Genomic DNA, 21,010 nt, shown 5'->3' with positions numbered 1-21,010 from the left:
TCTGCGTAGATTACTTTTGAGGCTCGTTCTTGCAATTGTGTCGCTATTTATATTAATGCTATGATCCATGTGCATTGTGTTATTTTGCGTGATTCTAGCCTCCTGCCAGAGGGGCTGTTGGTGGCTGAAGTCAGCCTCAGCGCCGCATAACATTTAATAAATAATTCAGGCCTAATTTTGTGAATCCCAAGTTCATGCCGCTAAGGCTGGTCCATAATTTGGAATGCTTTACTAAATTGCACGCTTAAGGAGTTTTTCGTGAGTGGTATCGACGACATTCGGCTAGCCAAAACCTTTCCGCAGTTTATCCGTGCTGCAGCGGCGGCATACGGCGATGATGTGGCACTTAATCTCGCAGGTGACGCCATCGAGAACCAGTCGATCTCGTTTGCTGAGCTAGATCGCCAATCCGCTGAGCTAGCGCGGGGCTTGTTGGCGCGCGGTGTGGGCAAGGGTACTCGCGTTGGCTTTATATACGGTAATGGCCCGTCATTTGCTTTGATGTTTGCGGCGATTGCCAGAGCCGGCGCTATCGCCATTCCGATCAGTACCTTGATTAAAAGTAATGAATTAGTTCGAGTGTTACGTCAATCTGATGTGACCGGTGTGATTGTACAGCGAACGCTGCTTGGCAAAGATTATGTTGAGCGGTTTTGCGATGCATTTCCAAGCTTGTCGGAGGCTGGTAGCGCGGATTTACGCTTGCCTGAGGCACCGTTTTTGCGCTGGCTGGTATCGACTGGTGACTCACTACCAGAATCTTTTCACGATTTAGACTGGATCAAGTCTGCTGCGGCGAGTGTTAGCGAGGAGTTATTAGCGGAAGTCGAGGCGGAAATTCATCCGACCGATCAGCTAATAGAAATATATACCTCCGGATCCATGGCCTTGCCCAAAGGCGTAAAACACAATCACGGCCCGACAATGTTCCGTACTCACTATCTTTGCTCTAAGAGTATGCTGGGCCGTGGCATGCCAATTCCCGCATCCTTGCCCATGTTTTGGGTGGGCGGTTTGATGCTGTTTCTCCTGTCAGCATGGGAAGTTGGCGCTGTGGTTATGTGTACCGAGGGAACCTCGACCAATAGTCGCGCCGCGATGGGTTCGGTTTTAGCGAAAGAAGATATGCCGAAATTCCCAGAGGGCACTACGTTGTGGGCCTTAGGAATGACCGAGACCCTTGGGCCATACTCCTATGGAGACGAGCTGAGGGCTGAGGGTTATCCGCTAAGCGCGCCCTTAGATCATATTGCCGACGGTTATGAAGTGCGTGTGGTTGATGAAAATAATATGCCTGTTCCAGAGGGAGTTCCCGGCGAGATCCAAGTGCGCGGCTATCCGCTAACACCCGGTTTGCACAAGGTTGAGCGCGACGTTTATTTTGCGGCCGATGGCTTTTATCACACCGGTGATATGGGGGTGCGAGAGGGTAAGCGCATTCATTTTGTGGGCCGCAACGGCGATATGATTAAGTCGGCAAGCTCCAATGTTTCGCCCGCTGAAGTCGAGCTGGAGCTGCAACAAATTGATGGCGTGCATTCGGCCTACGTTGTGGGTATTCCTGACCAAGAGCGGGGGCAGTTGGTGGTTGCGGCGGTGGTGCCTCGCGATGGTGTCGAGCTCGATTTTGAATTAGTTCAAAAAGAGCTGCGTCAAAAACTTTCGGGTTTTAAAGTGCCTCGAGAATATATTGCTATCAGTCGAGATGAGGTGCCAATGTTGCCGAGTAATAAGGTGGCGCGGCGTGAAATAGCGAACATGATGATTGAGCGGATTGGCCGCAGTGAAGAAAGTTAAAAAATAAGAAACTCGGGGCAGTGAATATGGACCTACAGACCGTAATTGATAAACAAGCTATTAAAGAGGTGCTTGACGAATATTGCCTTCGTCTTGAAGTGAATACCTTTGACGAATGGCTGGATCTTTTTACCGCTGATACTGTGTACGAAGTGTTTCGTCAAACGCTGCGTGGTCACGATGAAGTTGCGGCGATGCTGTCGCAGGCGCCGCACGGCGTGCATATCGGCGGCCCGGCTCGCATTACCCTCGACGGGGACTCAGCTGAAACCATACAGAGCTATATGTTCACCGGCAACGACAGCCAGTACTCAAATAATGGTTGGTATTATCGAACGCTAGTGCGCACTGAGCAGGGTTGGAAAATATCTCATACCAAGGTGAAGTTACAGAAGTCGATTACATCTAAGTAAAGTACGGCCCGCCGTGCGGGCCGTATAGTGGAACACTGACTAATGAGCAATACTAGCAATAATATAATGTCTACAATAAAGTTGATTTCAGAAAAGGCGATGATATTCATCGTTTATACTTTTTCCGCTATTCTCGCAATCGCAACACTTGCCTGCTTTTTACCCCAAGTACCTGTATTTGGCGTGATTGGACCGCTAATAGTTTTTCCATTTGGCCCGTGGGTATCGATCTTATCGTTGCTTGCTGCGTTGTTATTTTTTTTTCGTTGGCGCAAATTTGGTAAGCGCGGAATTCTGGTTTTAACTTCCTTTACCAGTTTTGTATTCGCCGGAACTGCTTTTATTCAAATACAGCAAATTGCGGTGGCTGAGCAAAATGGCGTTGACATAAACTTGCTTCGAACCTTGTGGCTAGGTGGGGAGCGGCATGGGAGTGTGACGGCTGTTATTGAGACCTACACACGTTATGAAGACCACGATTTGGCTGTGGCGATATACTCCCAGGCCAATAGCAAGGAGAAATCGCCAAAGCCTGTCCTTGTGTATGTGCATGGCGGTGGCTGGGGAGCTGGCACGGTTCATGATCGGGCGGCAGATATGCGCTGGTTTGCGGACCAAGGCTACCTTGTTTTTTCCGTTGAATACAGCTTGTCGGCGGAAGATCGCCACACTTGGGGCGTTGCTGAGCGACAGGTTGCATGCGCTTTAGCTTGGATTGGCCGCAACGCTGAGCGCTATGGCGGTGATGGCTCGCGTCTAGCGATGTTTGGCGAATCGGCAGGTGGTAATCTCGTATTGAATGTCTCTTATCAGGCCAATGCCGGACTAATAAAACCCATGTGTGAAGGGCAGGTGCCAAATATAGTTGCTAGTATTGCTGCTTATCCAATTATTGATGCTCGGCAGATGTATGAAAACGACGACGTTATCGTTGGACGGTTCGCTCGTATGATGGGAGTTCAATATACCGGTGGCACGCCCGAGGCGTTTCCAGGCCGCTACAAGGCTATATCTTCTGAGACACATATCAATTCATCTGCGCCGGCCACGCTTTTGTTGCCCGGCTTGACCGATCATCTTCTGCACCCCGAGCCGGTGTATGCTTTCGCTAAAAAAGCGATCGCGGCAGGCGTTGATGCCCGAGTAATTGGATTCCCATACGGTGAGCATTCGTTTGATCAACTTAATGGCGGCATAGGTAGTCAATTAATGCGCGGCGCAAGTTTACAGCTTCTCATTGAATTTGGGTTGGCTCCGCTAAGGTAAGTAGTTTTGAAAGTTAAAACTGCATTCTAGTGGCGGTGGTGATTTGCAAAATCGCTTGCCAATCGCGATGTGAGATCTCTGAGAAAGCGCTGCTTCGCTTTGACCTACTATTATCTGCCTAGGTGACACTTCAGTTCATAATAATCATTATAAGGTAACTGGTTTGTGCTCGGAGTACTAAGAAGTATAGAGCGGTTAGCGTTTTTGATTGAAAATCTCCAATCTCGTCTACTGCTAGGTACTTACAACTAACTTTATTGTCAAAGCTTTTGACGGTTCTGCTTTTGTGGTGGGCTCAATCCGATGTATACCCGCAAAATAAGACTTATTTTCGTCGCGCGAAATAATATTAGACAGCTGTCAAATATTTAATTGACGACTCAAATTAAATAAGAGATAGTAGTCTAAGCAGTAATGTATTGGCTCTAAGTTAATGCATTAAAAATAATAAAGCTTTCTCTCTAGCAGAGGTAATAATGATTAAAAGAAATGCGGGTATTCTCATCACTGCTGCGTGCGTTGTCGTACTTATTGGTGGGCGCGTGCAGGCCCAGATCATCGCTAGCGACGTAACTCCAAAAAAGCGTAGCAATCATGCGTTAGAAGAGGTTATCGTCACCGCTACAAAGCGAGATGAATCTATTCAGGATGTTTCTGGCGCCGTCACCGCTGTCATGGGCACCGATCTACAGAACAATAATATTCAAGAATTTCAAGATCTTGCAGACCTTGTTCCGAGTATGACAGTGCAGGATGAAAATTCCATTTCGATTCGAGGACTCAGCAAGACTAGCGCTGCAGGCTCCTCGCCCGTAGCGATGCATGTCAATGGGGTGTTTATTGATAGTCGCGGCGAACCCTTTTACGACTTAGCCAATATTGAAATAACACGGGGCCCGTCAGGTACAGTATATGGCCGCAACGCGACCGGTGGTGCGATCAATGTTAAATGGGCCAGGCCGGCTTCTGAGTGGGGAGTCGGCGGTAACTACCGCCAGTCTTCGCTGACCGAAGAGCAATTTCAGTTTTATGTGAATATACCCTTCTTCGGCGAGGGCGATGAACGTTTGCTAGGGCGAATGGCAGGTATGAAACGGCGTAGTGACGGTCGTCTGGATGATCTTTTCACTAGCAATGAAAGCGATCCCTATTCGGTTGACGACCAATTTGTACGTCTGTATTTATCAAGTATGCCAAGTGACTCACTGCAACTGTCATTGCGAGCTGTTCGCTTTGAAAGCATGAACGGACAAGGTATTACTTATGGTAGTCCGAGTTTGCTGACGCGACGCGGTGGTGAACTTGAAAAGGCGGGGTCCCCAGCACCTTTACCAGATGACATCCAGATTGTTCGCTCCAATCCCACCTCGCGATTAGGTGACGCCTACGACAAATACACTCGGCTTGAAGCTGACATTACTTGGTCATTGACAGACCTTCCATTGCTTAGCGATGTCGATGTCGTACTCATCGGCGGGGAACAACGGCGAAATTTCCGAACCATTATCGACATTGATGGCACCGAAGCGGCGATATTAGAAGGTTCAATCGACAGTAACTTAGACAAGCGCAGCAACGCAGAGCTGCGTTTTGTATCGGCCAGTGAACAGGCAATAGACTGGTTAGCAGGCGTTTTTTGGTATAACAGCTATTTAGAGACTGATACAAATTATAACGTTAGCGTGTACTTGACTCAGGATAATCTCGGTCTGCCGACGGTGCCAAATAATCCCTCAGTATTAACGGGTTTAGCGGTTGAATTTATCGGAGCGTATCGAGAAGATGAAAGCCTAGCGACTTACGCTAGCTTCGATTTTGATATGAATCAACTGCTGGGTTTGAGCGGTGTTGAAATTACCGCTGGCATAAGACAAAACTGGGACAAGCCGACCCTCAAAAACCGGCAAAATATTGCCACCATCTCCCATGTTCAAAATGTGCCATTTAGCCTGGAGTTGGCTAACGATAGTAATGTAGTTGATGGCCTTGCTAAGTTTTCTGCAACGACGGGTGAAATAGCTGCAAGATGGTTTTATGACGAAGATCGTTTAGTGTATGCAAAATGGGGCCGCGGATACCGGCCAGGATTTGCACAGCGAATCACTGATCTGAATGGTAATACAACGCAAAAACCGGTGGAGGCTGAACATATTGACGCACTGGAACTAGGTTGGAAAGGAGAGTATTTTGACAGCCAATTTTTGCTCAATATGTCTGCTTATTACTATGACTACACTAATTTGCAAGTTACTCAAGTAACCGGAACCGCCTACATCGACGAGAATGCCGCTAGCGCAATTATTAAAGGCCTCGACCTAGAAATGCGCTGGTCACCAAGTGCAGAGTTCTATATGCAAGCAAGTGTAGGTTGGTTGGATTCTCGATATAGGGAATTTTGTGGAACCGATATTAGCGCGCCAAGAGAGCAAGCCGACCTAGGGTGTACCGACGACGCCCGTGGTGATTTTTCCGGTGCTTATTTACAAGCTGCGCCAAAAACGTCAGCTGCGATATTGGCAAGTTACACCTTTTCATTTGAGGGCTACGGCACACTTACACCGCAGCTCAAAACATCGTGGCGGGGGGAACAATATCGTCGCGGCTATGGTAATCCAGAAGACCTTATTGAAGGCTATGTCAGTAGCGACATTCGTTTGACTTGGGCGAGTCCACTACAGACATGGAAGGTAGATGCTTTTGCAGAAAATATAGAAAACCATACTGATGTATTCTTCGGCTCGCTATCACCTATTGTGGTAGGTGCTGAAACTCCCACACTAACATATTTTAGTCCACTGCCGCCGCGAGTACTTGGTGTGAGTTTGGAAGCGCGCTTTTAAGTAACCTTAGTGTATAAAACTGCAAGTTTAAAAGCATAAGAAACTAGACATTATGATGGTGCGTGCGTTATGGAAACTAATAGGTTATTTATTGGGCTGTCAGTTTTCACCAAGGTATTGGTTTTATTAACTGTGTTAGTAACTGCAGTGGGCGGCCAAAAATTGATCTTAGCGAAATTGATTCAACCTGGCTATGATCATTGGGCTTCGCAATTCGAACTGTTAGCCATTGGTAATGTGGATATTGTATTTTTAGGTGATTCAATCATTGACGGGGAGAACTCTTTCCTAGGAGTGAAGTGCGCAATCGTGGCATTTCCGGTGATGTGGCTGCTGGTATGCCTAAAAATATTTTTTACTGATCGGTACTAATGATAGGGAGCTCAGTCGAAAATATTAATAAAATTGTAATGAAAATTAATTCAACATCGCCCAGTACGAAAATCTATGTTCAAAGTGTGCTTCCTCGCGCGGGAGTTATGGAGTTGAGATTGAAATGCTAAATGAGATGATTGAAAAAAATATAGCAGGCGAGGCCGCTTGGGTAAATCGCTACCCACTATTTTTAGATAAAGCGGATGACTCAATTCGCGATGGGTTTTAGTGATGACGAGCTCCATTTGCTGGGCGAAGGCTACTTTATTTGTCGCAATGCCATTCGCGATATAGTCAAGGCCTAGGAATTTGCTTTTGCAAAGAGCTTTATAAATAATTTTTTAGCGTGGCGCATATCGCAGCGTCTTGCTAGTGACGGGGTTAATGCTATGAATCGACGAGAATTAATGCAGTGTGCCGCTATTTTAGTGGGTGGAGTTATGACCTCTGCTAATGCATTGGGATTGAACTCAGTACAGATGCAATATTTAGCGACAGCGGATGATTACGCTAAAGGTCCTGCGAAGCTATTTAGTAAGAGGCAGCGCGAAATAATTACCGCAGCAGCGGATATAATAATACCCCGCACTGACACACCGGGCGCCAGTGATGCCAATGTTAGCCAATTCATTGAATTAATGGTGCAAGATTGGTTTAACGAGCAGGAGCGTGGCATTTTCCTGGCTGGTTTGCGGGACCTAGACACGCGAGTTTCAACAGAATTAGGTAAGCCCTATGAACGCTTGTCAAAAGCACAGCAGCTACAGGTACTGGAAACACTAGAAGCACAGGCGGCCGATAGCTCGTGGTATGTAGCTGGTAATGTACGAAGAGCCTTCATCAGTGACGCGCCGTTTATTTGTCAGCTCAAAGAGCTGACCATTTGGGGGTTCTTTACGTCTGAGGTAGGCGCGACTCAGGTCTTGCGCTATAACGCTATGCCAATGAAGTTCGACGGTAATTACCGCCGTACTGCAAAAGATGCCACATGGGCACCGTTTAATTTCTATCGTTAAGTTTGCCAGCGACAAGGAAAATAGAGGAAATGAAAATGATTCCAGTAACAGAATATGATTTTGATGCCATTGTCGTAGGCTCTGGCATCACTGGCGGCTGGGCGGCAAAAGAGCTAACGGAAAAAGGCCTTAAAGTTTTGGTGCTAGAGCGTGGTCGTGATTTACAGCACGGTACCGGCTATTTCGGTGAACATGCACCGAGCTGGAAATTACCCTTTAATGGTAAGCCCGACCGAAAGACTGATGCCGAACAGTTCGAAGTGCAAAGTAAGCTCTATGCCTTTAGTAATGCTAATACCCAGTTTTGGAACAACGACAAAGAGAATCCCTACTCAATGACGGAGGGAAAGCCCTTCGATTGGCACCGAGGTGGCGCAGTGGGCGGGCGCTCCTTAATGTGGGGTCGTCAAACCTACCGCTGGAGTGAGCAGGACTTTCTGGCTAATGCCAAGGATGGTCACGGCTCGCCTTGGCCTGTTAACTACAGTGATATCGCACCCTGGTATAGTTACGTAGAGAAGTTCATTGGAGTAAATGGTCGTAAGGAAGGCTTGCCGCAATTGCCTGATGGCGAATTCCAGAAACCAATGGAATGGTTCGAAATTGAGAAAACTATTGCTAAGCGGTTAAAGAGAAATACCCCTGAACTTACGCTAACGAACGCCCGAACCGCCATTCTCACAGAGAATCTGCCGGGTCGATCCGCCTGCCATTACTGCGGACCCTGCGAGAATGGCTGTTCTACTGGCAGCTATTTTAGCTCCCAAAGCTCGACCTTACCGGCAGCGCGCGCGACAGGAAATCTGACGCTTAAGGCTGATTCCGTCGTTGAGCGTCTTGCATACGATGCGAACACTGGAAAAATTAGCAAAGTACATGTGATCGATGCAAAAACCGGCAAGCGTAGCGCCTACAGCGCTCGAGTATTTTTCCTTTGCGCATCTACGGTCGGGACCACTCAGCTGCTGATGAATTCTTCTAGCGAGGCATTTCCAAATGGCTTGGCTAACAGCAGCGGCGTTTTGGGTAATTATTTAATGGATCATTTTCTGGGTATTGGCGCCGCTGGTATTTTTAGTGAGAACACTGGTTCCTATTATTACGGAAATCGACCCACAGGACTGTATATACCGCGTTTTCGGAATGTCGCAAAACAGGATGACGACGCAAATTTTGTTCGCGGATACGGCTTTCAGACTGCACTTATGAGCGGTAATTGGATGGAGAGCTATAACAATAAGGGCTTTGGCGCAGATTTAAAAATGCAACTTAGCAGTATTCCGCCCACGTGGACTTTTTATGCAGCTGGGTTCGGTGAATGTCTGCCGCAAAAGCGCAACCGAGTGTATCTGAGCAAAACTAAAAAAGATCGTTTTGGTATTCCCCAGGTAGTGTTCGATTTCACTTGGGGTGACAATGAAAAGGCGATGGCGAGAGACCTCAAAACACAAGGCGAGCGAATAATGAAGGCCGCAGGTGCGGCGTATTCAATGCCATTTGGTGACACCGAGACACTGTCGGTGCCGGGCTCTGGTATTCACGAAATGGGAACGGCAAGAATGGGTGATGACCCGGCTCAGGCCGTCCTTAATAAACATAATCAAGCCCATGATGTCGCTAATTTATTTGTTACTGACGGCTCTTTTATGGCCTCGTCGTCCTGTGTTAATCCTTCGCTTACTTACATGGCCTTTACAGCTCGTGCCTGTGATTACGCTGTGCAGCAAATGCGCGCAGGGAAAATTTAGGAGTTAATTGCCATGAATTGGAAAAGAAATTTAAAAATAGGTGGCTTAGGATTCTTGTTAGTAACACTTGGTTTGCTCAGTTTTGGCTATTTAAAGCTAAAAGAAACTGGTCTAATTCCACGCAAAGACTACGAAACTCTTACGCCGGTTTTTTCTGTTATGAGTCGACCTGCTGTGCTGGTATTGAATAAAACTAATGGGTTTATTCATAGGGACGGCATTCCTGCTGCCGACGCTATGCTAAAGCGCATAGCCAAATCTCAGGGCTGGGATGTGTTTATTACTAATAACGCCGCATCTCACAATGCGGACATGCTGAAACAGTTCGACCTTGTGGTCTGGAATAATGTCTCTGGCGATGTTTTAACTATTGCGCAGCGCAGGGCCCTTAAAATTTGGCTAGAGCAAGGTGGTGGCTGGGTCGGTTTACATGCCAGTGGCGGCGATTTTAGCTATGACTGGGCCTGGTTTGTAAATACGCTAATCGGTACTCAATTTATTGGCCATACCTTGAATCCGCAATTTCAGGATGCAGATGTGTATATTGCTGATAGTGAGTCGCCGATTACCGCCCATTTAAGTAGTCCATGGCGGATAGCTAACGAAGAATGGTACGCCTTTGCGAGTAACCCGCGTGATAAAGGCTATGAAATTTTGTTAGCGCTGGATGAAAGCTCCTATATCACCAAGGGTGAAAATTGGATGGGCATAAACGATCACATGGACGGCGAACATCCTATAGTATGGCGACATAGCTTAGGTCGAGGCCGCGTGTTTTATTCTGCTATTGGCCATCAGGCGGCGACCTACGGTAATCCCGAATACCAATTATTGATCAGCAAGGCGATGAATTGGGCGAGGCGCAGAAGAGACTAAATAAAATCAGCGGTCCTAATGACTAATTTCAGCCTCTCGGAACGCCTTTTCACTTTGTCTAAACCGCCCACTGTTTTGCAGGCGGTGTGTATTTCCTCTCAAACAGTTTGATATTAATTCTGGTATTTACGAAGCACTTGTATAATTTTCGCACTGTACTCTGCTGCTTCTGCTGGGATCAGCGCAGACAAGGCTTGCGAGCCATGAAACTGTCCTTCCCAGCATTTGTATTCCACTTCTACACCCGCCTGCTGTAGTCGCTGCGCATATTTCTCACCTTCAGGCTGCAGTGGGTCGTATTCCGCAGTCATGATCAGCGCTGGCGGCAAATTGCTGAGATCGTCGGCTAGCAGCGGCGAGGCGTAGGGGTTGCTGGCGTCGACGCTGGTGCTTAAGTACAAGCCGCCGTACTGAGTTTTTCCGGAAGCGACCGTTAAATCCTCCTCGGGGAATTCAAGTAGCTTGTCCGAGCTTAAGTCCGTTACGGGAATTTCGAGTAGCTGCGAAACAATTTTCGGGCCTGAGCGATCCCTTGCCATAAGTGCGACAGCGGCGGCGAGATTGCCGCCAGCGCTGCCACCACCCACGGAAATTTTACTCGCATCAATATTCAGTGCGGCGCTGTGCTCCGTAACCCACAATAATGCTGCATAGGCGTCTTCCGCCGCAGTTGGGAATTTATATTCAGGAGCGAGCCGGTAATCAACCGAAACCACCACGCAATCGGCGCCATGGGCAATGGCTCGGCAAGCCGAGTCGCCCTGTGCGAGGGTGCCCATCCAAAAACCGCCGCCATGAAAATAAAGATGGCAGGGCTTGGATTTACCGTTTGGTGCTGCGCGGTAAATACGTAGGGCAATCTCACCTCCAGCCACTGGGATTTGAACGTCCCTTTCTTCTGCTAAAGGTGCTTGCGGTATTTGCAGCTGAGTAAAGCTCTGCTCAACCATGGTATCCATCATGACGCGTCGTTCTGCAATTGTTTGATTTGTGTCAGCCATATCTGCCGAATTCATTGCATCAAACATGGGTTTGAGTGGGGGGAGTATTGGCATGTTCCTATGTTCCTTAAAGTAGTGATTTAAGACGTTGTCGCTGGATTTGTCGTCAGCTCTGCGGGATGCGTAATTGGGAAGCTAAGCAGGGAACTCAACCAGGCCAGTGTTTCTTTATGCCCCATGGTGACCCCTATGGCATTTTCTATCGCCAAGACACGGAATGCGCTTGTAAGCATTACCGTTACGGCGAGTGGGGGTAAGTTCTTGTCGATATTATGTTTCTTTAAATGGCACGATACTGCCTCATACTCGGCCTGCCGAAATAGGTCTGTATAACGCTTGATTGGCTCACGAAGGGCTGGTCTACGTCCAGCATAAATCTCAAATTCTAAGCTCAATGCCGCTGCCGCTTGCCCTTTATGGAGCTCAATCAAGGTCTCCAGCGGGTTATCGGAATCGATCGCACCCTCCAGAATAGTAAGCAAGCCAGTCATGCAGTGGTCAATCACGGCTATCAGTAGGTCGTCCATTGATTTGAAGTAGTAATGCACTATCTGAAAGCTAAGGTCTAAGCGCTGCGCTAAATTTCGTGCTGAGAGGGCGCTGATGCCGTCTTCTGATAGCAATATTAACGCTTCATCTATTAGCCTAATTCTGGTTTTAGAGTCTTTTTTTCCTCTGCGGCGGGTTGTGGCCATGCGTCTTGTTTATCCATCGGTTTAAGGAATTAAATGTATTTTCCGCCAGCGGTTTGACTGGCCACCTGTGCGTGTGCGGTTATTTGGGTTTTCTATGCTCGCAGTTGAGATGTTCTATAGGCTGGTAAGGGTGGCGAGGTTAGCAACAATTGATTGTGGCCGCGCCAGCAAAAATTAGACGGTAGTCAAAATTAACTTGACGGTCAATATTTAATGCTAGATTATTGTCAAATAAATAATGCATAGAGTATGGTGCAATACATAATTTTATAAAGATTAAAGGCGTTTAGCTGGGGCAGCTGCTAAGTTTTAGCGAGGTCGGGCCAGGCGGGAAATATGACTAGTCTGAAGCGTATTTAATCGACAAAATTAAAGACATATAACAAGTAAAGATTAGATATGCCCATGCGTGCCAATGAGTATGCTCTAAGTGGCGAATTTCCCTATGCGTGAGGACTTTTTTCCTCGCGTCAAAATACTGATAAGGGTCAGAATATGCTGAGAAATCAAACACTAGTCAAATTATCCACGCTGGCATTCTGTGTAGGCTTAGCTACGTCGGGTAGCGCGTACGCGCAAGAGAAAGTGCGCACCGGCCAGCTCGAAGAAGTGATCGTGACGGCCAATAAACGTGAACAAAACGTGCAAGATGTGCCGATGGCGATTACCGCTATGTCACGGACATTCCTCGAAGATAATGGCATTGGTAGCGTCGAAGATCTTGCCAAGATGGTGCCGTCTGTGCAGTTTGAAACGCGATCTGACCCTTCGACCAGCGTTATTCGCGTACGTGGTGTTGGTACGGCAGTATTGGGGATTGCAGTAGAATCTAATGTGTCTGTGGTGGTCGATAATGTTCCCTTAGCGCGCACCGAGATGACTAATTTCGAGTTTGCGGATCTGGAGCGCATTGAGGTATTACGTGGGCCACAGGGTACATTGTTTGGCAAAAACTCCACGGCGGGCTTAATCCATGTGATCAGCCGAGATCCTGCATCAGAATTTGAAGCCTTCACCAAAATAGATGCAGTGACCTACGAAACTTTTCCCGGTAGTACGGTGACGTCCCACATGGGTGTGAGTGGTCCATTGACCGATACGCTCAGCGGGCGTGTAACTGGTTTTGTCAAAAGATCTGAAGGATTTTATATCGATGTCCTGAATGACAATAGAACAGGCCCAAATAATGACGTTTGGGGTGGTCGCGCCAAATTAATGTGGACGCCAACTGAGGACTTGATTGTAAAGCTCAACTACGAAACCAATCGAGCTCATGGCGCCACAACGCCGATCACCTTTCGCTCGGCCAATCCTGATAAAGAGGCTGAGACGCCAGAGATTCCTTATGGGCCGGAGAATCGCACCACCAAAACCTTTGGCCTAGACCGTTCGAATAACCGCAGTGATGGCTATACCCTTAGCGCGGATTGGACCTTGGGGCCGGTTGTTTTAACCTCGGTCACCGGCTGGCGCGACTATGGGCTCAACAATAATATTAGCCTTCCAGACTTAGAGGGCGATAGTCTAGATGTCAGGGATATCTTTACTCGTCGAGATACCACGACATTTACCCAAGAGCTGCGTATCGCGCCATCTGAGCCAGGGGCGCTGGACTGGACTATCGGTGCTTTGTGGTTTGATAATAAGACCGATGAACATGTCTTTGGCCATGTTGATAATGTTCCCGCAGGTAGCTTAGCACTCGTCGGTTCGCCAGCTGATCCCCTTGTTCCAGTATTATTAACCTCTCCCGTTATGGCCGACTCGGTTGATATTGAAACCGATAAAACGACTGCGGCTTACACAAAAAATCTTGGGATTTTTGCACAAGGCACCTGGCATATTACTGATCTTTGGCACCTGACTGCGGGCGTTCGCCACATATCAGAGGAGCAGGAAGCTTACGCCTATAATAAAGATATTATGACCGCTACTGGCGTAAGTGCGGTTCCTGTTGAAACCGTGTCCGGGCCGATATCGGGTGGGATTAAGGATCAAGATTTTGTTGGTACTTTATCGGTTCAATTCGATGTTGCTGAAGATTCAAATCTTTATGGCACAGTGTCGACGGGCTACCGTGGTGGCGCTATTGATTTGCAAACGCCACCTAGTGAATACGAAGAAACCTTTGCGAACCCCGTGAAGGCAGAGACCGCGCTCAACTTTGAAGTGGGGAGCAAATCACGCTTTTTTGATAATATGCTACAGCTGAATATAGCGCTTTTCAGGACAGTGTTTTCAGATTTTCAAGCGCAAGTATTTGTACCACCGAGCTCGTCAGATATCGGCGGCGTCATTCGCTTTACGGTACAAAATGCGGGTGAATTACAAACTCAAGGCATAGAAATTGACCTTCAGGCCCAGCCGACAGAATCTCTATTTATTGCGGGCTCGTTCCTTTATAACGAAGCCATATTTAATGATTTTCACCCACAATGTTTTACTGGCCAGAATGTCGGCGAGGCAGGCGGTGAAGACACTGACGGCAACGGAACTTGCGATACGCAAGATGCCTCAGGTAAGCCCTTGGCCAACGCACCGAAACTATCATTCTCATTGTCCACGCGCTATGAAGTGCCCTTAAGTGATACCAGTAGGGGCTATGCCCAGCTTTCGGGTCGCTGGCAAGATGATGTACAAATGAATACCACCCAGGATCCATTGACCATTCAAGAAGCTTACGGGATTTGGGATTTGCGTATGGGTTGGGTAGGGCATGATGATCGCTTAGAGCTTTCGGCCTATGTGAAGAACCTGTTCGACCAGTTCTCTACGCAAGCGATGGTTAATTTGAGTGTTGTCAACGATCGTCGTGATATTGCCCACTTTATCTCTAATGATGCCGATCGCCAGTTTGGCATCTCGGCCGGCTACAGTTGGTGATGTTGCGAGCATGGAGCAGCTTTTGGCTCCGAGGCTAGAGGGCAGTGGTGATAACGCACGGATGCATTACTTGCTGCAATTTGGTGTTGAAAGTAAAAAAGTTAATGGGATAAGAATAGGGATCATTGGATGGAAAAGCATAAACCATTAGCCAAGTTATCCAGCTTGGCGCTATGCGTGGGATTGGCTATCCAGGGTAATGCCTTTGCGCAGGAAAAAGTACGCACTGGCCAGCTAGAAGAGGTGATCGTTACGGCCAATAAACGCGAACAAAACGTGCAAGATGTGCCGATGGCGATTACCGCTATGTCGCGAACTTTTCTAGAGGACAACGGCATTGGCAATGTCGAGGATCTCGCCAAGATGGTACCGTCGGTGCAGTTCAGTACAACTTCTGATCCGTCCACTTCGGTTATCCGTGTGCGGGGTGTTGGCACCGCAGTATTGGGTATTTCGGTGGAGTCCAATGTGTCGGTGGTGATCGACAATGTTCCATTGGCCCGCACCGAGATGACAAATTTTGAATTTGCGGACTTAGAACGCATAGAAGTATTGCGTGGACCGCAGGGCACCTTATTTGGTAAAAACTCTACAGCTGGTCTAATACATGTCATCAGTCGTGACCCTGCGCCTGAGTTTGAAGCCTTTGTTAACGGGAGTGTAGAAACCTACGAAACCTATGCCGGTGGTTCGGTTGCTTCACATTACGGGGTTAGCGGTCCGCTAACAGACACCCTTAGCGGACGTTTAACAGGTTTTGTCAAGAGAACCGAGGGCTTTTATATAGATGCCCTAAATGACAATAGAACGGGGCCAAACAATGATTCTTGGGGCGCGCGTGGCAAACTGATGTGGACGCCATCCGAGGACTTGGTCGTAAGGCTAAGTTACGAAACAAACAGACTTCACGGCGCCACAACACCGATTGCATTTCGTTCGGCAAACCCTGATAAAGCGGCCGAAAGTCCTGAAATTCCCTATGGCCCGGAGAATCGCACCACTAAAACTTTCGGCAATGATCGTTCCGATACCCGCAGCGACGGCTACACGCTGAGTGCAGATTGGACGCTAGGCCAGGTGGTTTTAACGTCGGTAACGGGGTGGCGTGATTATAGCTTACGCAATCTAATCAGCCTTCCTGATCTTGAGGGTGATACTGTCGACGTCACTGACCTCAATGAATTCCGTACGACTACAACATTCACCCAAGAGCTGCGTTTGGCGCCATCAGAGCCGGGGGCGCTGGACTGGACTGTGGGGACTTTGTGGTTTGATAACAAAACTGATCAGCATATTTATGGTCATTTAGATAATGTGCCTGCTGCCAGTTTAGCGCTCGTCGGTTCGCCCGCCGACCCATTAGTACCGGTATTACTCGGACTGCCGCCATTCGTGGGGTCGGTGGATATCTATACAAATAAAATTACGGCGGCGTATACCCAAAATTTCGGAACGTTCGCCCAGGCTACCTGGCATATGTCTGATGTTTTGCATCTCACTGGGGGGGTAAGGCATATTTGGGAACAGCAGGATGCCTACGCCTATAATAAGGATGATATGACAGCCACCGGTGTCGGTGGGCCGCCGATTGAAACCATATCTGGACCGGTATCCGCCACGATCGAGGATGAAGATTTTGTTGGCACTCTGTCGCTCCAGTTCGACATCGCGGAGGATTCAAACCTGTATGGCACCGTGTCGACGGGCTACCGCGGCGGCGCGATAGATGTGCAGACGCCACCCAGCGATTTCGAAAAAAGCTTTGCTAATCCCGTGAATGCCGAAACAGCGTTCAATATTGAAGTCGGTAGCAAGTCGCGGTTTTTCGACAATGCCCTGCAATTGAATATTGCACTGTTCAGAACCGTGTTTTCAGACTTTCAGGCGCAGGTATTTGTGCCGCCGAGCGCGACCGACCCGGGTGGGGTTATTCGCTTCACTGTGCAAAATGCGGGTGAGCTGCAAACTCAGGGCGTAGAAATTGACCTTCAGGCCCAGCCGACAGAGTCATTATTTGTTGCTGCCTCCTTACTCTACAACGAGGCCATATTTAATGATTTTAACCCACAATGTTTTACCGGACAGCAGCCGGGTGAGGCTGGCGGTGAAGATGTCGATGGCAATGGCACTTGCGATACGCAAGATGCCTCAGGTAAGACCTTGGCCAATGCTCCTAAACTGTCGTTGTCGCTTTCTACCCGCTATTCGGTGCCGCTAAGCGATACGAGTAGCGGTTATGCCCAGCTTTCTGGCCGCTGGCAAGATGATGTGCAGTTCAATACCACTCAAGACCCACTCACCATTCAAGAAGCCTACGGCATTTGGGATCTTAGGCTGGGGTGGGTAGGGCTTGATGATCGCTTAGAGCTTTCGGCCTACGTTAAAAATTTACTTGACCAGTTTTCTGTGCAGTCGATGGTCAATTTGAGTGTCGTCAATGATCGTCGCGACATCGCCCATTTTATATCTAGTGATGCCAATCGGCAGTTTGGCATTTCGGCGGGCTACAGTTGGTAGCGCACAGTAAATAGCTTAGTGCCTGAAATTTAGTCGGCCAAGAAATATTCGTTGGCCGACTTAAAAAATGCAGAAAGTGATCGGGAATTTTTGAGTTTATTTTTAATAATTCTAAATAGGGTTTTATTGAGTATAAAAGTGGTGAGCTTTATCTGTTTGTATTCAATATGATTATTCGCAGATTAACCAAGCTAGGGTTAACACAAACCCTATAGGGATTGTTGGCGCTAGCCTGCGTTACTGTTTTTCTAAAACCTTGTGCTTGCTATTCGATAATTCGAAACCTTAATAGATTGGCAAAGCACAAAGCCCAGTAAAAGACTTGCTTACATACTTAGCAGAAAATATTGAGGCGGTGAACAGGAGAGGGGCAATGCCTAGCAGCAAACTTGACGATCTTCCAAACGCTGGCGACCGTTGGCCCGCGCTTGGCCGCGAGGGTTTTAAAACGGTGAAGTGGGGTGATATGGAGGTGGGTTTAACCACGCTAGATCAGCCCCTCGACTGCACTCACCAATATGTGTTTGGCGGTTTGCCGGGCGGGGTATGCCCGTGTCCACATTATGGTTATTTGTTTGAAGGCCGTATTCGCGCTAAGTTTCCCGGCTCTGATTGGCCTGACGAGGTGATTGAGGCCGGCGAAGCCTACTTTATTCCGTCTGGGCATGTGCTAGTGTATGAAACTGATAAAACGCGGTGTTTAGAGATTAATCCAGCTGATGCACTGCAAACATGCATGGATTCAATTGAAAAGGCCATTATCAAAATGGGTGCTTCTGGAGATATACCGGCAGAATGATCCCTCCGTCGCCGTTGCTGAACATTCTTGACTCTTTGTCAATTAATGCAATAGAGTGTGTGTAATGCATAGTGTTATGAATGCGCGTCACTTTGAACAGCGCTACAGTTTTTGTTGCTAAAAGCATAGGTTTGCGACTGCCCATGCGCCCAGCACTAATTTAAAAAACGGAGTGAATATAGAGTGTCGGCGGATTATTTCATTTGCCGGCTACTCAGTTCCCGAAGAACTTATAACTAAGGAATTAGCGGATTAATATGAATTACCGTGATACAGACATGCTCCGCGAGCGCCTAGCGACCTTCTTGCCCAATGGTAATCAGATTCGGGAGTTGCGCCCGCTTACGGCAGGTCATTCAAACGAGACTTATGTCATTGAGGGCTTGGATTTGATTCTGCGCTTGGCATCTACCACGCACTCGTTTGAATCCCACGGTATCCTTACGCAAGCGCGAATTTACGATGAGCTAAGTAAGGTTAGCGGTGGACCGAAGGTGCCTAAAATTCACGTCATCGAGGAAGGTTCTGAGCTTCTTGGCGCGCCGTTTTTCATTATGGAGAAAGTCGAGGGCCTGGCGCTCGACGATTACGACCTACCAGAATGGTTCACCTCATTAGCAGCCGAGCAAAGAGGGACGCTTTGTCAGCATTGGATTTCTGCAGTAGGCAGTATCGCCAAAGTGCCCGCAATCAATTCACTTGGCGCCCCGCACTCGCCTGAAGCAGAAATGGATCATTGGCGGAAAATATCCGCTGATGCCAATGCTGCAGAATTAGTGGCATTGTTTGACCGGTTGCTGCTGACGCCGGCGCCGCGCTCCGGTGATATCTCAGTGGTACACGGCGACTGTAAAATTACGAACATGATGTTTTTGGATTGCCACATTTCAGCGGTGTTGGATTGGGAGTTTGCCTATAACGGCGAGCCACTTTCTGATCTGGGCTATTTATTGTATTTCTTTGAAAGTGAATTTCACGGCCCGACACGGCCCACGCGCCTATCGGGTATGTGGACGCGAGATCAAGTGATATCGGCATGGGAGAAGGCATCTGGGCGGTCAGCCGCTAATGTTGCCTGGCATGAGGTGGCGCAAATAGCGCGGCTCAGCGCGATGATTGTCACGGCCGCTAACCAATTTGCCGCCGGTGAGTCTGACGACGAGCGCTTTGGTTTGTTCGCCGCCAAGGTGAGCGAAAATATTTCAATTGCAAATGCCATGCTTGATAAAACACAGCAAGGGTGAATAGTCGTTGCGTTAACGTAAAGACGCGCATTACTTAAAAAGGGTTATAAAAATGGTTCCAACAATTTCGCCTTTGATCGGCGCGGACGAGTTCCTTAATCACCAAACCGCAAATACCTTTGCGTCGGTTGGTGAGGTTGACCACGGCTGGACTGAAAAAGTGTGGTTTATGTTGGCGCGTAAAGATGGTCAGCTGCAAGCCAGTTTTGGTTTGGGTAAGTACACCAATCGTAATGTCATTGATGGCTTTGCCGGCGTACAGTGCGGCACGCAGCAGCGTACTATTCGCGCCAGCCGGGTACTTAACCCCCGTATCGACGAGACGGCAGTTGGCCCGCTGAAATACGAAGTGATTGAACCTTATAAAAAGCTTCGGATTAGTGTTGCTGAAAATTCTGCGCAGCCGATCAAATACGATTTGGTGTGGACTAGCACCATGCCCGCATTTTTTGAAGGTCGCGATCTGGCGATTCATAGTGGCCGCAAAACCTCTGACGTAGTGCGTTACCACCAGAGTGGAACCGTGTCGGGTTGGATTGAAATTGACGGCGTGCGTCATGAGGTCAACCCCGATGAGTGGTTTGGTTTCCGCGATCACAGCTGGGGTGTGCGGGAGCATGTTGGTGCCGACCCTACAGATTTGCCGCCGAGTAAATCTGGCAAAATTGACAATGATTACCAATTCAACTGGTTTGTGTCGCAACTGACTCGCCCAGATGGCAGCAAGTATGAACTTGCTTATTATTTCCGCGAATTCAAAGAGCCCCGTGGGCTAGAGTGGTTTACTGGTTTTATCAATGAGGAAAATGGTAAGCAAACGCAAATCCTGCAGTTGTATCCGGAGATCACTTACCGTGAAAGTGATCACGCGGTCATGGGCGGTAAGATATATTGTCTATTGCGTGGCGAAGGTCGCAGCACAACCGAGCGTGTGTTTGAAATTGAAGCAATCGACAGTGATATGGGCTTCCGCTTAAACCCTGCAATGTACGGTCCTTGGAAGGGCCAGATTCACGGCGCTTATATGGGCGAAGAATTTCTCGACGGTGAGTGTGTTGATGACGTGAATGACCCAGAAAAGTTAGCAGGGAATCGCCGCTGGGAAATTCGCGATCGGCCACTGCGTATTCGTGAGGGTGACAACCACGGTTTTGCGGATGTTGAGAGTATTGTTATTGGTAACTGGCCGTCTGTGACCTTTGTTTAATGGCGAATGGTTTTATGCTGAAGCTAGATAAATTGATATTCGCTTTAAAAATGCTTTATTGATACAGAGATTAGCTTTAGCGGAAGCTCTGATACGGTCGCTTGTAATTTAAATTACGGTATTGATGGCAGGTTTTTACCGACATTTAAATGAAAGTGATCGTATTATTACCCTGTAGTGCAGTGCGAATAAATTACGCAAGACCAGCGGTCGTAAAGAAAGGATAACTTGTTCGCATCTAATTTTAGCGCTACCCCCTTCTAAGAAAAATTTGGTAACGGTTTTTCTTAGAAATTATAGTTTATGTTGATATCTTCAGTTTACCAACCCTCA

Annotated in this window: 14 protein-coding genes; 12 read left to right on the top strand and 2 right to left on the bottom strand. The window is 48.0% G+C overall.

Translation table 11 applies throughout. From position 1 onward, the window contains the following. Positions 1-258: 258 nt before the first annotated feature. The 7 genes from ABYT30_RS00980 (at position 259) to ABYT30_RS00950 (ending at position 10,331) form a co-directional block, all read left to right on the top strand. Positions 259-1,797 (top strand): class I adenylate-forming enzyme family protein, encoded by a 1,539-nt coding sequence (locus ABYT30_RS00980; protein WP_373078153.1) that lies wholly within the window; start codon positions 259-261, stop codon positions 1,795-1,797. Between the two features lie 26 nt (positions 1,798-1,823). Next, complete coding sequence (locus ABYT30_RS00975; protein WP_373078156.1) at positions 1,824-2,210, top strand: nuclear transport factor 2 family protein; 387 nt, start codon at positions 1,824-1,826, stop codon at positions 2,208-2,210. Positions 2,211-2,276: 66 nt separating this feature from the next. Then, entirely contained in the window at positions 2,277-3,476 is a 1,200-nt protein-coding gene (locus tag ABYT30_RS00970) for an alpha/beta hydrolase (protein WP_373078159.1), read from the top strand. Between the two features lie 476 nt (positions 3,477-3,952). Next, positions 3,953-6,316, top strand: a complete 2,364-nt coding sequence (locus ABYT30_RS00965; protein ID WP_373094889.1) for a TonB-dependent receptor — start codon at positions 3,953-3,955, stop codon at positions 6,314-6,316. 764 nt (positions 6,317-7,080) lie between these two features. Continuing rightward, positions 7,081-7,707, top strand: a complete 627-nt coding sequence (locus ABYT30_RS00960) for a gluconate 2-dehydrogenase subunit 3 family protein (RefSeq protein WP_373078164.1) — start codon at positions 7,081-7,083, stop codon at positions 7,705-7,707. Between the two features lie 35 nt (positions 7,708-7,742). Beyond that, entirely contained in the window at positions 7,743-9,455 is a 1,713-nt protein-coding gene (locus ABYT30_RS00955) for an FAD-dependent oxidoreductase (RefSeq protein WP_373078166.1), read from the top strand. 12 nt (positions 9,456-9,467) lie between these two features. Continuing rightward, positions 9,468-10,331: a ThuA domain-containing protein gene (locus ABYT30_RS00950; protein ID WP_373078168.1), complete on the top strand. Its 864-nt coding sequence runs from the start codon at positions 9,468-9,470 to the stop codon at positions 10,329-10,331. A 113-nt stretch (positions 10,332-10,444) separates the two neighbouring features. On the opposite strand, the gene ABYT30_RS00945 is transcribed toward ABYT30_RS00950, so the two are convergent. Together ABYT30_RS00945 and ABYT30_RS00940 are read right to left on the bottom strand one after the other, a co-directional pair. Further along, positions 10,445-11,386, bottom strand: a complete 942-nt coding sequence (locus tag ABYT30_RS00945; protein WP_373078171.1) for an alpha/beta hydrolase — start codon at positions 11,384-11,386, stop codon at positions 10,445-10,447. 26 nt (positions 11,387-11,412) lie between these two features. Then, the gene (locus tag ABYT30_RS00940; protein WP_373078172.1) at positions 11,413-12,027 is read right to left on the bottom strand and encodes a TetR/AcrR family transcriptional regulator; all 615 of its coding nucleotides are present in this window, start codon (positions 12,025-12,027) and stop codon (positions 11,413-11,415) included. A gap of 495 nt (positions 12,028-12,522) precedes the next feature. On the opposite strand from ABYT30_RS00940, the gene ABYT30_RS00935 reads away from it, so the two are divergent. From ABYT30_RS00935 to ABYT30_RS00915, 5 genes are all read left to right on the top strand, one after another. Beyond that, positions 12,523-14,910: a TonB-dependent receptor gene (locus tag ABYT30_RS00935; protein WP_373094887.1), complete on the top strand. Its 2,388-nt coding sequence runs from the start codon at positions 12,523-12,525 to the stop codon at positions 14,908-14,910. Positions 14,911-15,039: 129 nt separating this feature from the next. Beyond that, a complete protein-coding gene (locus ABYT30_RS00930; protein ID WP_373078176.1) occupies positions 15,040-17,427 on the top strand; it encodes a TonB-dependent receptor in 2,388 nt (795 codons plus the stop codon). Positions 17,428-17,800: 373 nt separating this feature from the next. Further along, positions 17,801-18,226, top strand: coding sequence for a hypothetical protein (locus ABYT30_RS00925; protein WP_373078178.1), 426 nt, complete (start codon positions 17,801-17,803; stop codon positions 18,224-18,226). A gap of 257 nt (positions 18,227-18,483) precedes the next feature. Beyond that, positions 18,484-19,470, top strand: a complete 987-nt coding sequence (locus ABYT30_RS00920) for a phosphotransferase family protein (RefSeq protein WP_373078181.1) — start codon at positions 18,484-18,486, stop codon at positions 19,468-19,470. Between the two features lie 52 nt (positions 19,471-19,522). Next, on the top strand, positions 19,523-20,677 hold the full coding sequence (locus ABYT30_RS00915) for a hypothetical protein (protein ID WP_373078183.1): 1,155 nt from the start codon (positions 19,523-19,525) through the stop codon (positions 20,675-20,677). Positions 20,678-21,010: the final 333 nt, after the last annotated feature.

Source organism: Zhongshania sp., from assembly GCF_041623545.1.
In the GTDB taxonomy this organism is placed as follows: domain Bacteria; phylum Pseudomonadota; class Gammaproteobacteria; order Pseudomonadales; family Spongiibacteraceae; genus Spongiibacter.
This window is presented reverse-complemented; position numbering and strand designations above follow the sequence as displayed.

Excerpts from the sequence above, each read along its gene's own strand:
- ABYT30_RS00955 (WP_373078166.1), top strand. The coding sequence starts at position 7,743 with ATGATTCCAGTAACAGAATATGATTTTGATGCCATTGTCGTAGGCTCT.
- ABYT30_RS00940 (WP_373078172.1), bottom strand. The coding sequence starts at position 12,027 with ATGGCCACAACCCGCCGCAGAGGAAAAAAAGACTCTAAAACCAGAATT.
- ABYT30_RS00950 (WP_373078168.1), top strand. The coding sequence starts at position 9,468 with ATGAATTGGAAAAGAAATTTAAAAATAGGTGGCTTAGGATTCTTGTTA.
- ABYT30_RS00945 (WP_373078171.1), bottom strand. The coding sequence starts at position 11,386 with ATGCCAATACTCCCCCCACTCAAACCCATGTTTGATGCAATGAATTCG.
- ABYT30_RS00960 (WP_373078164.1), top strand. The coding sequence starts at position 7,081 with ATGAATCGACGAGAATTAATGCAGTGTGCCGCTATTTTAGTGGGTGGA.
- ABYT30_RS00935 (WP_373094887.1), top strand. The coding sequence starts at position 12,523 with ATGCTGAGAAATCAAACACTAGTCAAATTATCCACGCTGGCATTCTGT.
- ABYT30_RS00930 (WP_373078176.1), top strand. The coding sequence starts at position 15,040 with ATGGAAAAGCATAAACCATTAGCCAAGTTATCCAGCTTGGCGCTATGC.
- ABYT30_RS00925 (WP_373078178.1), top strand. The coding sequence starts at position 17,801 with ATGCCTAGCAGCAAACTTGACGATCTTCCAAACGCTGGCGACCGTTGG.
- ABYT30_RS00920 (WP_373078181.1), top strand. The coding sequence starts at position 18,484 with ATGAATTACCGTGATACAGACATGCTCCGCGAGCGCCTAGCGACCTTC.
- ABYT30_RS00965 (WP_373094889.1), top strand. The coding sequence starts at position 3,953 with ATGATTAAAAGAAATGCGGGTATTCTCATCACTGCTGCGTGCGTTGTC.
- ABYT30_RS00915 (WP_373078183.1), top strand. The coding sequence starts at position 19,523 with ATGGTTCCAACAATTTCGCCTTTGATCGGCGCGGACGAGTTCCTTAAT.
- ABYT30_RS00970 (WP_373078159.1), top strand. The coding sequence starts at position 2,277 with ATGTCTACAATAAAGTTGATTTCAGAAAAGGCGATGATATTCATCGTT.
- ABYT30_RS00975 (WP_373078156.1), top strand. The coding sequence starts at position 1,824 with ATGGACCTACAGACCGTAATTGATAAACAAGCTATTAAAGAGGTGCTT.